General features: G+C 73.7%; 11 protein-coding genes, 1 pseudogene and 1 riboswitch. Of the genes and pseudogenes, 10 read left to right on the plus strand and 2 right to left on the minus strand.

Going from position 1 to position 13,632, the window contains the following annotated elements:
- Positions 1 to 339: 339 nt before the first annotated feature.
- From HUX53_RS40660 to HUX53_RS02960, 5 genes are all read left to right on the plus strand, one after another.
- Positions 340 to 663 carry a DUF881 domain-containing protein gene (locus tag HUX53_RS40660; protein WP_309237019.1) on the plus strand — a complete coding sequence of 108 codons (324 nt, stop codon included), beginning with the start codon at positions 340 to 342 and terminating at the stop codon, positions 661 to 663.
- A gap of 315 nt (positions 664 to 978) precedes the next feature.
- Positions 979 to 1,515 carry an FHA domain-containing protein gene (locus HUX53_RS02945; RefSeq protein WP_176401625.1) on the plus strand — a complete coding sequence of 179 codons (537 nt, stop codon included), beginning with the start codon at positions 979 to 981 and terminating at the stop codon, positions 1,513 to 1,515.
- Between the two features lie 17 nt (positions 1,516 to 1,532).
- Positions 1,533 to 2,249, plus strand: coding sequence for a MerR family transcriptional regulator (locus HUX53_RS02950; protein ID WP_176401626.1), 717 nt, complete (start codon positions 1,533 to 1,535; stop codon positions 2,247 to 2,249).
- A gap of 142 nt (positions 2,250 to 2,391) precedes the next feature.
- Positions 2,392 to 2,862: a bifunctional nuclease family protein gene (locus tag HUX53_RS02955; protein ID WP_067468341.1), complete on the plus strand. Its 471-nt coding sequence runs from the start codon at positions 2,392 to 2,394 to the stop codon at positions 2,860 to 2,862.
- A 660-nt stretch (positions 2,863 to 3,522) separates the two neighbouring features.
- A complete protein-coding gene (locus tag HUX53_RS02960; protein WP_176401627.1) occupies positions 3,523 to 4,119 on the plus strand; it encodes a MerR family transcriptional regulator in 597 nt (198 codons plus the stop codon).
- Between the two features lie 3 nt (positions 4,120 to 4,122).
- Here HUX53_RS02960 and HUX53_RS02965 read toward each other — a convergent pair whose 3' ends face one another.
- Positions 4,123 to 6,591 carry a lysylphosphatidylglycerol synthase transmembrane domain-containing protein gene (locus HUX53_RS02965; RefSeq protein WP_309237018.1) on the minus strand — a complete coding sequence of 823 codons (2,469 nt, stop codon included), beginning with the start codon at positions 6,589 to 6,591 and terminating at the stop codon, positions 4,123 to 4,125.
- Positions 6,592 to 6,877: 286 nt separating this feature from the next.
- Positions 6,878 to 6,972: riboswitch (glycine riboswitch) on the plus strand.
- A 171-nt stretch (positions 6,973 to 7,143) separates the two neighbouring features.
- Here HUX53_RS02965 and gcvP point away from each other — a divergent pair.
- The 3 genes from gcvP (at position 7,144) to HUX53_RS02980 (ending at position 11,940) form a co-directional block, all read left to right on the plus strand.
- A complete protein-coding gene (gene gcvP / locus HUX53_RS02970) occupies positions 7,144 to 10,014 on the plus strand; it encodes an aminomethyl-transferring glycine dehydrogenase (RefSeq protein ID WP_176401629.1) in 2,871 nt (956 codons plus the stop codon).
- A gap of 217 nt (positions 10,015 to 10,231) precedes the next feature.
- A complete protein-coding gene (locus HUX53_RS02975) occupies positions 10,232 to 11,314 on the plus strand; it encodes a tetratricopeptide repeat protein (RefSeq protein ID WP_176401630.1) in 1,083 nt (360 codons plus the stop codon).
- 29 nt (positions 11,315 to 11,343) lie between these two features.
- The gene (locus HUX53_RS02980; protein ID WP_176401631.1) at positions 11,344 to 11,940 is read left to right on the plus strand and encodes an alpha/beta family hydrolase; all 597 of its coding nucleotides are present in this window, start codon (positions 11,344 to 11,346) and stop codon (positions 11,938 to 11,940) included.
- A 166-nt stretch (positions 11,941 to 12,106) separates the two neighbouring features.
- Here HUX53_RS02980 and HUX53_RS02985 read toward each other — a convergent pair whose 3' ends face one another.
- A complete protein-coding gene (locus HUX53_RS02985; protein ID WP_176401632.1) occupies positions 12,107 to 12,310 on the minus strand; it encodes a DUF5999 family protein in 204 nt (67 codons plus the stop codon).
- 274 nt (positions 12,311 to 12,584) lie between these two features.
- Between HUX53_RS02985 and HUX53_RS02990 the strand changes: the two genes are divergently transcribed.
- Together HUX53_RS02990 and HUX53_RS02995 are read left to right on the plus strand one after the other, a co-directional pair.
- The gene (locus HUX53_RS02990) at positions 12,585 to 13,313 is read left to right on the plus strand and encodes a (Fe-S)-binding protein (protein ID WP_176401633.1); all 729 of its coding nucleotides are present in this window, start codon (positions 12,585 to 12,587) and stop codon (positions 13,311 to 13,313) included.
- Positions 13,310 to 13,632 (plus strand): annotated as a pseudogene (locus HUX53_RS02995) ((4Fe-4S)-binding protein); the annotation flags it as partial. The gene HUX53_RS02990 and the pseudogene HUX53_RS02995, both read left to right, overlap by 4 nt.

The raw sequence follows: 13,632 nt of genomic DNA on the forward strand, positions 1-13,632 counted from the left end.
TCAAAGAAGGGCAACTGGTACAAGACCATCTGCCGTAAAGCGATGGCGTGCAAGGACTGACCGCCCGGCGGCTCCTGTCCGTCCCGCTCCTCCCGGTCGCCCCACCGCGACTCCCCGTTCGCCACCGCGCGGCAGGACGAGCTCGTCGGGATCCTGGCCGATCTGGGCCAGCGGTCCGAGCGGCTGAGGGCCGATCTGCGGGATCTGGAGGGCACCCGGGCGCGGCTGGAACGGGACGCCGAGGGCGGGACCGCCCTGGAGGAGGCGCGCGAGCGGGCGACCACCTACGGCATCCTCGCCGGGACGCTCCCCGCCGAGGGCCCCGGCATCGAACTGCTGATCAGCGACCCCGGGAACCGCGTCAAGGCGATCAACCTGCTGGACGCCCTGCAGGAACTCCGCGACGCCGGGGCCGAGGTCGTCCAGGTCGACGACGTCCGCGTCGGCGTCGACAGCTACTTTCTGGACGACCGGAACGGCGTCCGCATCGACGGGCGGCTCCTGTCCGTCCCGTACCGGTTCCTGGCCATCGGCGACCCCCACACGATGACCACCGCGCTCAACATCCCGGGCGGCCTCGTCAGGACGCTGCGGGGCGCCGGGGCCACCGTCCTGATCACCCCGCGCGCGAAAGTGGCCGTCGGCGCGGTACGGTCTCCCTAGAGGGAACGGGGGGAGCGGTAAACCGGGCGACCGGCTCAGGCGTCGCGATCGCGGCGGTCCGCGCGGCGGCGTAGACCTGCGATCATTGACGAATGTAGTTTGGTCCAGCCGGTTCACCGCTCCAGTTGACCCCTCGGGTAATACCCGCGTAAGTTGCGGCGACCGTCGCCGTGCGCGGGCGGTGAGTTGGACAGTGGCCGGGGGCGGGTCCCCGGCACGTGGGTTGGGTGAAGGATGCGCGTGTGGCGCAGGCGGCTCCCGCTGCGGCGGGACGTCAGCATGGGGCACGCCGATGGTAGGAGGCCGAGCCGATCGATGCCGAGCGTCTACTGCACGCAGTGCGGTCACGCCAACCCGGATGATGCCCGCTTCTGCTCGAACTGCGGCACTCCGCTGACCCGGAGTCCGGCCGCGCCGCCGCCGTACCGCGAGTCGCCCGGCGAGTCCACGTCCACGATCTCCATTGGCGGGTTCGAGGCGCTGGACACCGACACGGGCGCCGAGGAGCAGGCCGGCCCCGACCAGATGGCGATGGAGGCGCTGCCCCCGGGCACCGCGCTGCTCGTCGTCAAGCGCGGTCCCAACGCCGGCAGCCGCTTCCTGCTCGACAAGGACCGCACGTCCGCCGGGCGGCACCCCGAGAGCGACATCTTCCTGGACGACGTCACCGTGTCCCGGCGGCACGCCGAGTTCACCCGCCAGGGCAACGCCTTCGCCGTCCGCGACGTGGGCAGCCTCAACGGCCTCTACGTCAACCGGCAGCGGATCGACCAGGCCGGCCTGTCCGGCGGCGACGAGGTCCAGATCGGCAAGTTCCGGCTGGTGTTCCTGACCAACCCGGCGCACGGCTGACGGAACGGGAGGGGCGTTTGAACGCGGAGCCGGCCCGGTCCCTGATGACCATCGGGGACGTGCTCGGGCTGCTGCGGCCCGAGTTCCCCGACATCACCATCTCCAAGATCAGGTTCTTGGAGTCCGAGGGGCTGGTCGAGCCGCAGCGCAGCCCCTCCGGCTACCGCAAGTTCGCCGACGGCGACGTGCAGCGGCTCCGGTTCGTCCTCACCGCGCAGCGCGACCACTACATGCCGCTGCGGGTGATCCGCCGGCACCTGGAGGCCCGCGACCGCGGCGAGAACGTCCCGCCGCTCGGCGACCGCGAGCCGTCCGGGCGCCGCCCCCGCACCCTCGTGGCCGCCGACACCACCGCCGCCGACCCCGCCGTCCGGCTCACCCGCCGCCAGCTCCTCGACGGCGCCGGCATCGACGAGGCGCTCCTCACCCGCCTGGAGGAGTACGGCCTCGTGCACCGCACCGGCGCCCACTACGAGGGCGGGGCCCTCGGTATCTGCCGGATCGCCGCCGCGCTCGGCGAGTTCGGCTTCGAGGTCCGGCACCTGCGCGCCGTCAAGGCCGCCGCCGACCGCCAGGTCGGCCTGATCGAGCAGATGGTCGCGCCGCAGCTGCGCCGCCGCAGCCGCGGCGCCCACGAGGAGGCCGCCGAAACCGCCCGGGAGATCGCCGCGCTGTCGGTCAGACTGCACTCCGCCCTGGTCAGCGCGGGGCTCAGCGAAAGCCTCGACCACTGATCATGGGCGCCGCGGAGGATTTTCCCCGACCCGCGGCGCGACGAGCGGTCCGACCCTGGGTGTACGTTGGCTACATGGTTCGGTCAGGAATCGATCCGCTGCGAATGGTGATCGAGAACGCGAGAACCAGCAGGGAGCCGCTGTGAAGCAGATGGAGGTCGTCGGCGTCCGGGTCGAGATGCCCTCCAATCAGCCGATCGTCCTGTTGAAGGAGACGGAGGGCGATCGCTACCTGCCCATCTGGATCGGGGCGGTCGAGGCGACCGCGATCGCCTTCGCGCAACAGGGGGTGCTGCCGGCCCGGCCGCTCACCCACGACCTGTTCCGCGACGTCCTGGACGCCCTCAGCGTCCAGCTCCGCACCGTGAACATCACCGCCCTGCGCGAGGGCATCTTCTTCGCCGACCTGATCTTCTCCAACGGCGTCGAGGTCAGCGCCCGCCCGTCCGACTCCATCGCCCTGGCCCTGCGCACCGGCGCCACGATCTTCGCCAGCGAGGACGTCCTCGAAGAGGCCGGCGTCGCCATCCCCGACGAGCAGGAGGACGAGGTCGAGAAGTTCCGCGAATTCCTCGACACGATCTCCCCAGAGGACTTCGGCCGCGCCGGATAGGCCGCCGCTCGGGACAGGCGTGGTCGCAGCAAGCTGCTTCCCCGATCTCGCGCGCCCTGTGCCCACCCAGGGGGACGACCCCCTGGAACCCCCGATGCAGGGGCTCCGCCCCCGCACCCCCCGGTGGCTGAGGCAGCCGTGTGATCTGCGGCCTGTGCTGGGGGCCGATGGGTGAAGTGCGGGTCTGGCACGCTGCTTCTCCGTTCTTGTGCGTCTTGCGTTCATCCAGCTGGAGGCGTCTGGGACCTTCGGTGCGGTCTGTGTGGGGTGGGCGGAGCGGGATGGCGGGGTCGGCGCGCTGCTTTTTTTGATCGGGTGTTGCTGCCGTGTTTGGCAGGGGACGCTTGGGTGATCTTGGAATGGGGATGATCTCGGGGCGGGAGCGGGCGCTCGCTGCCCAGGTGGTGTGGATAAGGCGGGCGGTGGGGGATGCAGGGGAAACGTCGGTTTTTGGGGCCGGTGCATCGGGGTAGGAGTTGATGCGTGGCGGAGGTGCGCAGTTTGCCCACGTGAAGCCGGTTCATCCGGGCATGCGACGCGCCGACGGTGAACGTTGACCACACCCTGACCGGCACCTACCGTGCTGGTGGAACACCCGTGGTGTAATTCGTCAAACCCCCTTGACGAAGCGCCACGGGATGATAGAAGCCGGAGGTCCGCGTGGCGGTGAGCAGCGGCGAGGGCAAGGCGACCCCCGACAGGCATATGGCGTCCCGCCGTGCCGGAGAGCAGGGCCTGCTCTTCGACACGCAGGTGTCCGTGCCGCCGGAGGATGTCGGCTACCGCGGCCCGACGGCGTGCGCCGCGGCGGGAATCACCTACCGGCAGCTCGACTACTGGGCCCGGACGAAGCTGGTGGAGCCGAGCGTGCGCGCGGCGCACGGGTCGGGCAGCCAGCGGCTGTACAGCTTCCGCGACATCCTGGTGCTCAAGGTCGTGAAGCGGCTGCTGGACACGGGCGTCTCATTGCAGCAGATCCGGACGGCCGTGATACATCTGCGTGACCGCGGGGTGCAGGACCTCGCGCAGATAACGCTGATGAGCGACGGCGTCAGCGTCTACGAGTGCACGTCCGCGGACGAGGTCGTCGATCTGCTGCAGGGCGGGCAGGGCGTGTTCGGCATAGCGCTCGGACGCGTCTGGCAGGAGGTGGAGGGCAGCCTGGCGGAACTCCCGGGGGAGCGCGCCGCCGCGGACCCTCCCGTCCACCCCCACGATGAACTCGCCAACCGGCGGCGGGCGCGCCGCACCGGCTGACGTTCAGAGCGCCTCCTTGCGCTGCAGGTAGGCGAACGCTCCCCAGCCCGGCAGCACCGGCAGCCACAGGGTGAAGAGCCGGTAGAGCAGGACCGCCGATGTCGCGGTCTCCGCGGTCAGCCCCGAGATCGTCAACGCCAGGGTGAGAGCGCCTTCCACGGCGCCGAGACCGCCCGGCGTCGGGGCCGCAGAACCGACCGCGTTCGCGGTGAGGAACACCAGCACGACCGTCGTCCACGGCAGTGAGCCGCCGAACGAGCGGATCGACGCGTCCAGGCAGAGGACGAAGGCCAGCGTCAGCAGAAGTGTGCCGCCCATGCCGGTGAAGAGCTTCTTCGGCGACTGCAGGACGTCCACCAGGCGGGGCACCACGCCGGAGAACATGCTCTTCAGGCGGGACGTGACCACGCGGCGGACGCGGGGGACCGTGAGCGTCAGGCCGGCCAGCAGCCCGAGGACCAGTACCGCGATCACGATCGTGCGGGACGGGGCCAGGTCCTGCGTCGCCTTCGTGGTGGAGCCCGTGAGGAAGCCGAAGAGGACCAGCAGCAGGATGTGCGTGACCATCCCGACCAGCTGCGACGCGCCGACGCTCGCCACCGCCAGGGTGGGGCGCACCCCCGAGCGCTGCAGGTAGCGCGTGTTGACGGCGACGCCGCCCACGGCGGCGGGGGCGACGAGCTTCACGAACGACGCCGCGACCTGCACCAGGACCGTCCGGCGCAGCGGCAGCCGTTCCGGGACGAACCCCATCAGCATGAGCGCCGCCGCGACATAGCTGAGGGCCGCCGCGCCGAGGGCGGCGACGACCCAGTGCCAGCTCGCCGTGGCCGCCAGGTACCCGACGTCCAGGCTGGTCACCTGCGGGATGACGATGTAGGCGGCGATCGACAGCGCCACCACGCTGAAGATCGTCCGGGGCCGGAACCGCTCCAGCCGGGCCGGCGCCGCCTCGACCTCCGGCTTCAGCCGGACGATCTGCTCCCGGATGCGGGTCAGCAGCTCCCGGTCGCGGCGCAGCGCCTGCCGCGTCGCCCGGGACAGCGCCACCCGCTGCAGCAGCGGCACCGCGCCGCCCAGCACCTCCTCGCCCAGCACCTCCGCGGCGGTCCGCACCGCCCGCTCCGGCCCGGCCCGCAGCGCCAGCGTGGTGAGGAGCTGCGCCAGGTCGAGCCGCAGCGCGAGGTCGCCCGCCGCCGTCTCCCCGGCGCGCAGGTCGGTGATGTAGGCGAGGCCGTCCTCGCCGATCAGCAGCGCGCCGTCCTGCAGCCGCCGGTGCGCGAGCCGGCCCGCCTGCATCGACCGGAACTGCCGCCAGATGTCGGTCAGCAGCTCGTCGGTGACCTCCTCGCCGGGGACGTCGCCGAGCCGCCGCCCCGGCACGTGCTCGTAGGCCAGCAGCGCCGCCTCCGTGCCGACCTCGCAGGTGCCGGCCAGCCGCGGGGTGCGGGCGCCCGTCGCGTCCACCGCGTACGCCATCAGCGACTCCTGCTCCAGCGACCGGCGCAGCGACCGCAGCGTCCGCCCGGTCGTGGTGGCGCGCAGCCGCAGCAGCCGCCAGATCCGGTACACCAGCCCGGCGGTCTGCTGGTCGCGGTCCAGGACGCGGACCTCCAGGTCCCAGTCGCCGTGCACGCCGCGGCCCGCGGGGATCCGGGCGCCGGGCGGGCAGGGGGCGAGGACGACGCCGTAGCGGCGGCCGTCCTCGGTGTCGTCGGCGGGCTCGTCCAGCCGCGCGCCCCGCTTCGGCCGCAGCCCGAGCCGTTCCAGGGACGCCACGACCGCCGTCCCCGTCGGCCGCGGGTTCGGCGTGCCGACCGCGTACAGGGTGCCGTGGCCGATGGCGCGGCCGAGGCAGTAGGTGGCGGCGAGCGCGGCGACGGAGGCGTAGGACGCGGTGAGCCCGGTCAGCGCCGCCAGCCCGATCATCGTCCAGGTCGCGGCCTGCCAGCGGGCGCGGCCCGCCATCCCGACCGCGCTGACGAACGCGATCACCGGGGCGATGTCGGTGTGCACGGGCGCGGTCTCGGTGCCGCCCCAGATCAGCGAGTCGAGCACGCCGCCGGGCGCCGCCCGCACCACCAGGTCGTCCAGCCCCACCGTGATGCCGAACGCGATCACGGCGGCGAGCAGCGCGATCGCGACGCGGGTGCCGTCCTTGTGGAACAGCCGCTCGATCGCGAACGCGATCGGCACCGCCAGCACCCCGAAGCTCGACACCAGCGTCGCCAGCGTCAGCAGCAGCCGGGGCGCGTGCGCGGTGCCCTCCGCGATGTCGGTCTGCAGGCCGTGCGTGGTCTGCTGCGCGATCGACACCAGCAGCATCACCGCCGCCAGCGCCACCACCGACGCCGCGAACCTGATCGCGTCGGACGGCCGGCGGATCCGGTCCGGCTGGGCGGGCTCGTCGACGGGCACGCGCGCGGTCGCGCCGTGCCGGGGGCGCGCCGTGCCGTCGCGGGTCTGTGTCACGCCGTACCGCCGCCCTGACCGTCCGCCATCGTGATCAGCGTCCCAGAACCGGCGGCGCGCCGTCGAGTGCCGTCCCGGCGTCCGGCCGGCCGCCTGTGCACCCCGCAGTCCCATCTCCGCCCCCGTGGCCCGGGGTCCGTCTCGTCCCAGGTGAGTGTGCACATCGTACCGGCCGGTACCACCCGGGCGCGGTGGGGACGGCCCCCGTGTCAGCGCGGGGGAGGCCCCCACCCGGGACGATCGCCGGGACGCGACTTTGGGTAGGGTTTCGTCCAGGACATGCCGTCGACCCTGTGCGGGAGAGATCCCACGCCGCCAGCGTGGGGCGCCGAAGGGGCAACCTCCCCGGAACCTCTCAGGCAAAAGGACCGCTCGGGCGAGGCACCTCTGGAAAGCAGGCGTCGATCCCCGCGCGCGGGGAAGGGCGGCTCACCGAAGGGGAAACCCCGCCGCGCGGGTGAAGCTCTCAGGTGCCGATGACAGAGGGGGAGACCGGCCGCCGGCCCGTGCCGGCGGTGGCCCTGAGCGACCGCAGCAGCCAGGAGGCTCTCCATGACCGCCCAGTTCTTCGCCCCCGTGGCTTCGCCGCAGCAGCCCCGCACCGCGTTCGCCGACCGGCACATCGGCCCGGGCCCGGACGACCGGGACCGCATGCTGGCCGCCGTCGGCTACTCCGGCGCCGAGGCGCTGATCGACGCCGCGGTCCCCGCCGCGATCCGGACCGCCCGCCCGCTGGAGCTGCCGCCCGCGCTGAGCGAGCCCGCCGCGCTGGACCGGCTCCGGGAGCTGGCGTCCCGCAACACCGTGCTGACGTCCATGATCGGGCTCGGCTACCACGGGACGACCACCCCCGGCGTGATCATGCGGAACGTCCTGGAGAACCCCGGCTGGTACACCGCCTACACGCCCTACCAGCCGGAGATCTCGCAGGGCCGGCTGGAGGCGCTGCTGAACTTCCAGACGGTGGTCGCCGACCTGACCGGGCTGCCCGTCGCGAACGCGTCCATGCTGGACGAGGGGACCGCCGCCGCCGAGGGCATGGCCCTCGCGCACCGGGTGTCCAAGCGCAAGGAGCCGGGGACGTTCCTCATCGACGCCGACACGCTGCCGCAGACGATCGAGGTCGTCCGGACGCGCGCGATCCCGCTCGGCATCGAGGTGGTCACCGCCGACCTGTCCGGCGGGCTGCCGGACGGCGACTTCTTCGGCGTGCTGCTGCAGTACCCGGGCGCGTCCGGGGCCGTCCGCGACCTGGCGCCGGTGATCGCGCAGGCGCACGAGCGCGGCGCCAAGGCGGTCGTCGCCGCGGACCTGCTCGCGCTGACGCTGCTGCGCCCGCCGGGGGAGTCGGGCGCCGACATCGCCGTGGGCTCCGCGCAGCGGTTCGGCGTCCCCTACGGTTTCGGCGGGCCGCACGCCGGCTACATGGCGGTCGGCGAGGGCATCCAGCGGCAGCTGCCCGGACGCCTCGTCGGCGTGTCCGTCGACGCGGACGGCGCGACCGCCTACCGGCTGGCGCTGCAGACCCGCGAGCAGCACATCCGCCGCGAGAAGGCCACCAGCAACATCTGCACCGCTCAGGTGCTCCTCGCCGTGATGGCGGGCATGTACGCGGTCTACCACGGCCCCGAGGGGCTGGCCGCGATCGCGCAGCGCACGCACCGCCGCGCCGCCGAGATCGCCGCCGGCCTGCGCTCCTCCGGCGTCGAGGTCGTGCACGGCGCGTTCTTCGACACCGTCCTCGCCCGCGTCCCCGGCCGGGCCGCCGAGGTCGCCGCCGCCGCCCGCGAACGCGGCATCAACCTGCGCCCGGACGCCCCCGACCACGTCGGGATCGCCTGCGACGAGAACACGCTGCCCGAGCACGTCACGGCCGTCCTGGAGGCGTTCGGCGCCGCGCCCGCCCCGGACGCGGCCGAGGCGATCCCGGACGCGCTGCGCCGCGAGAGCCCCTACCTGACCCACCCGGTGTTCCACGCGCACCGCTCCGAAACCGCGATGCTGCGCTACCTGCGCCGCCTCCAGGACAAGGACATCGCGCTCGACCGCTCCATGATCCCGCTCGGCTCCTGCACGATGAAGCTGAACGCGACCGCCGAGATGGAGCCGATCACCTGGCCGCAGTTCGCGAACGTCCACCCGTTCGCGCCGGTCGACCAGGCCGCCGGGTACGTCGAGCTGATCGGCGAGCTGGAGGACTTCCTCGCCGAGATCACCGGATACGCGAAGGTCTCCGTCCAGCCGAACGCGGGCTCCCAGGGCGAGCTGGCCGGCCTGCTCGCCATCCGCGGCTACCACGCGTCCCGGGGCGAGGAGCACCGCGACGTCTGCCTGATCCCCTCCTCGGCGCACGGCACCAACGCCGCCAGCGCCGTGATGGCGGGGATGCGCGTCGTCGTCGTGAAGTGCGACGACGGCGGCAACGTCGCCCTCGACGACCTGCACGCCAAGATCAGCAAACACCGCGACCAGCTCGCCGCGATCATGGTGACGTACCCGTCCACGCACGGCGTGTTCGAGGAGACGATCACCGACGTGTGCGCGGCCGTGCACGAGGCGGGCGGCCAGGTCTACGTGGACGGCGCCAACCTCAACGCGCTCGTCGGCCTCGCCCGTCCGGGCGAGTTCGGCTCGGACGTCTCGCACCTCAACCTGCACAAGACGTTCTGCATCCCGCACGGCGGCGGCGGCCCCGGCGTCGGCCCGATCGGCGTCCGCGAGCACCTGGCCCCGTTCCTGCCGAACCACCCGCTGCGCGCCGAGGCCGGCCCGGAGACGGGCGTCGGCCCGATCTCCGCGGCCCCGTGGGGCTCGGCGGGCATCCTGCCGATCTCCTGGGCCTACATCGCGATGATGGGCCCGGACGGCCTGCGCGCCGCCACCGAGGGCGCCATCATCGGCGCCAACTACCTCGCCGCCCGGCTCGCCCCGCACTACCCGATCCTCTACACCGGCCGGAACGGCCTCGTCGCGCACGAGTGCATCGCCGACCTCCGCAAGATCACCAAGGAGACGGGGATCACCGCCGAGGACGTCGCCAAGCGCCTCATCGACTACGGCTTCCACGCCCCCACGCTCTCCTTCCCGGTCGCCGGCACGCTGATGATCGAGCCCACCGAGTCCGAGGACCTCGCCGAGCTGGACCGCTTCTGCGACGCCATGATCGAGATCCGCCGGGAGATCCAGCGCGTCGCCGACGGCGGCTACGACCGCGAGGACAACCCGCTGAAGAACGCCCCGCACACCGCCGCCTGCCTGCTCTCCGACGACTGGAAGCACCCCTACACCCGCGACGAGGCCGCCTACCCCGTCCCGTCCCTGCGCGAGACCAAGTACTGGCCCCCGGTCCGCCGCATCGACCAGGCCTACGGCGACCGCAACCTCGTCTGCTCCTGCCCGCCCCCCGAGGCCTTCGAGGACTGAGCTGGCCCAGGGGGCGACCCCCTGGAACCCCTCGCGCCTGTGCGCGGCGTCGCTGCGGTCGCCCGCGTCGCCGGGCACTGAGCCTCATGCCGTGAGGCCGGTGCGGGATCCGATTCGTGATCTTGGTGGGGATTTCGGGGTGTCGTCGCGGGACGCGGCGGGGGGCGGCTCGCTAGTCTCGGTGCGGACTTGAGGAACCCCCAGAGGGCAGAGGCCGATGAGCGAGTTGCCGGACGAGACGTCCGACCCGGCGCAGATGTGCGAGGAGGCCCGCGACCTCGCCGAGAACGGCGAGGCCGGGCAGGCGGCGATGCTGTTCGAGAAGGTGCTCGCCATGGGCGGGACGCCGTGCCGGGCGCAGGCGGCGCTCGGCCTCGCCGTCGTCCTCGACGACGCGGGGGAGGTGGAGCGGGCCAGGGAGGCGGACAAGGTCGCGATCGCGACCGCCGACCCCGAGTACGGGCCGCGCGCCGCCTACCATCTGGCGCTCACGTACGAGCGGGCCGGTGAGCCCGGCGCGGCGGCGCCCGCGTGGGGCGCCGTGGTCGACTTCGGCAACCCCGCCTACCTGCCGCCCGCCCATCTGGCCTTGGCCCGCATCGCGGACGACGATGGCGACTTCGACGCGGCGCGCGACCACTGGGAGGCCGCGATCGGGACGGGCGACGCCGAGTACGGGCCGCTCGCCGCGCACGACCTCGCGCAGCGGCTGCTGGAGAGCGGCGACCCCGCGCGGGCCCAGCGGATCCTGGCCGCCGGGCTCCGGCTGATCGACCGCGACGCCGCACCGCACGCGTACGCGCGGCTGGCCGTCGCGCTCGGCATCTCCTACCTCGACCAGGCGATCGGCGCGTTCGGCGCGGCGCTGGCGGAGGAGCCGCCCGACCCGGGGGCGGGGCCGCTGGCCACCGGGCTGCTGGCGCGCCCGCGCAGCGGCGAGGCGGGCGAGGTGTGGCGGCGCGGGCTGGCCGACCCGGGCATCGCGCCGCAGGTCCGGGCCCGGCTGCGCCGCGACTTCGGCGAGGACGACGGCGACGACGGCCTGTGGTGGGAGCCGGTCGTCGAGCAGGCCGTGTCGGACGGGACGCTCCCCGCGCTCACCGGCGAGGCGTTCGGCGCCCTCGACCACATGTACGCGCTGCTCGCCGTCCGGTACGCCGAGGGGCGGGCGGACGAGGCCCACGAGGTGCTCGGCGGCGCGGTCCGGGTCCCGGACGGCTACCCGTGGGGCCCGCTGCTGCACGAGAGCTTCGCCGAGCGCCTCCGCCTGGCCATGGGCGCGCCCCGCCCGGAGCTCTAGTCGGCGAGGCGGCTCGCTACGGTGGGCGCATGGAGGTCGTGACGGCGCACGGGCCCGCCGAGGTGGTGCTGGACGAGGTGGACGCCCCGGCGTTCCTGCTGGTCCTGACGCACGGGTCGAACGGGAGCGTGGACGCGCCCGACCTGCTCGCCGTCCGGGAGACCGCGCTCGGGCTCGGCGGCGCCGTCGCGCGGGTGACGCAGCCGTTCCGGTTCGCCGGACGCCGCGCGCCCGGCTCGCCCGTCAAGCAGGACGAGGCCTGGCTGGAGATCATCGGGATGCTGCGCGAGAGGTTCGCCGGCGTCCCGCTCGTGCAGGGCGGCCGGAGCAACGGCGCGCGGGTGGCGTGCCGGACGGCGCCGGCGGCCGGGGCCGAGGGCGTGGTGGCGCTGGCGTTCCCGCTGCACCCGCCCGGCAAGCCCGAGAAGACGCGGGTCGGCGAACTGCGTGCGGCGGGGGTGGAGGTCCTCGTCGTCAACGGCGACCGCGACCCGTTCGGCGTGCCGGACGAGGCGGACGCGGCCCACGTCGCGGTGCTGGCGGGGGAGCGGCACGACCTGAACAAGGACCCCGCCGCCGTCGGCCGGGCGGCGGAGCCGTGGCTGCGCAAGTGGGCGGCGCGGTAGCCGCCGCGGGCGCGCCGCCCGGCGCCGGACATGCGAACGGCCCGTCCGGAGCGGACGGGCCGAGGGGTAGGCCGCTCCGGGTCCGGTGCGGACCCGGAGGCCGAGGAGGTGAGCGTTGCCCCCGAGGATGATCACCCGTTTGAACTAGTCCCCCGATGGAGACCGGTCAAGCGGCGGACGGCGCCTGCAGGTCCGTCGGCCGGTGCGGTGCGATGACTCCCCCGTCGGGCAGCAGCTCACCGGTGTCCTCGAAGAGCACGACGCCGTTGCACAGCAGGCTCCACCCCTGCTCGGGGTGCGAGGCCAGCGTCCGGGCGGCGTCGCGGTCGGGTGCGTCGGGCGAGGGACAGGGCGGCTGGTGCGGGCACATCGTGTGCCTCCGGTCTCAACTACTGGTCGGTCGTGGTGCTTTCCTTAATTGACGCACCCCAGTGTGGAGTGGTTCGCCCCTATCGGCTATAGCCCGTTGGGACGGTTGTCCGTTGGTACCGGAGTACCGCGCGGACGTGACCCTCCTCACTCCGAGGTGCCAGGCATAGGGTCCCTCCCGCGCGATAACGGATGAAGAACGACACGCCGACAGGTCCGAAACCCCTACGATGTCGGACGGGGGAACGCCTTACGGCGTAGGGGGAGTGAGGCCGATGCGGGTCGCGTTGTCCGTCGCGTGCTTCGATGACGCGCTTTTCCCTGATACGGGGAGGGCCGTGACCGTCCTTTTGGAACGTCTGGGGCACGAGGTGGTATTCCCGCCTGGCCAGACCTGCTGCGGGCAGATCCACTGGACGGCCGGCTACCACCGCGAGGCCGCCGACCTGGCCCGCGCGTACACCGCCGCGTTCGAGGGCGGGGACGTCGTGGTCGCGCCGTCGGCGTCCTGCACCGCCGCCGTCCGGGACGCCTACCCGAGGATCGCGCGGGCGGCCCGCGACCCCGGCCTGGCCCGCGCCGCCGAGGGCCTCGCCGTCTACGAGCTGACCGAGTTCCTCGTGGACGTCCTGGGGGTCACCGATGTCGGCGCGTACTTCCCGCACCGGGTCACCTACCATCCGTCCTGCCAGTCGCTGCGGTCGCTGCGGGTCGGCGACCGGCCGCTGCGGCTGCTGCGCGCGGTGCAGGGCCTCGACCTGGTCGAGCTGCCCGCCGCGGACGAGTGCTGCGGGTTCGGCGGCGCGTTCGCGATGAAGAACGCGGACGTGTCGGTCGCGATGGTCGCCGACAAGGTCAGGCACATCCGCGGCACGGGCGCGGACGTGGTGTGCGCGGTCGACGACTCCTGCCTCGCCCACATCGGCGGGGCGCTGTCCCGGCTGCGCGCCGGCGTCCGGACCGTGCACCTGGCCGAGATCCTCGCGGCGACGGGGCCGTCGTGACCGGCGCGCAGCCGGGCGGGCCCGTCCCGCTGCCGATGCCGAAGTTCGCCGCCGCGGCACGGCCCGCGCTGGCCGACACCGGCCTGCGCCGCAACCTGCGCGGCGCGACCGCCGCCCTCCGCGAGCGGGCGGCCGCCGCGTCCGGCGCGCCCGCCGACCGGGCGGACCTGCCCGAGGCCGGCCGCGCCATCGGGGGCGGCGCGCGGCGCAACCCCGGCGTCCATCTGGAGGAGCTGGAACGGGCCGTCACCGAGGCGGGCGGCACCGTGCACTGGGCGGCGGACGCGGCCGAGGCCCGCCGCCCCCCCCAACCACCGGG

Origin of the sequence: Actinomadura sp. BRA 177 (assembly GCF_013372625.1) — a bacterium.
GTDB lineage: Bacteria > Actinomycetota > Actinomycetes > Streptosporangiales > Streptosporangiaceae > Spirillospora.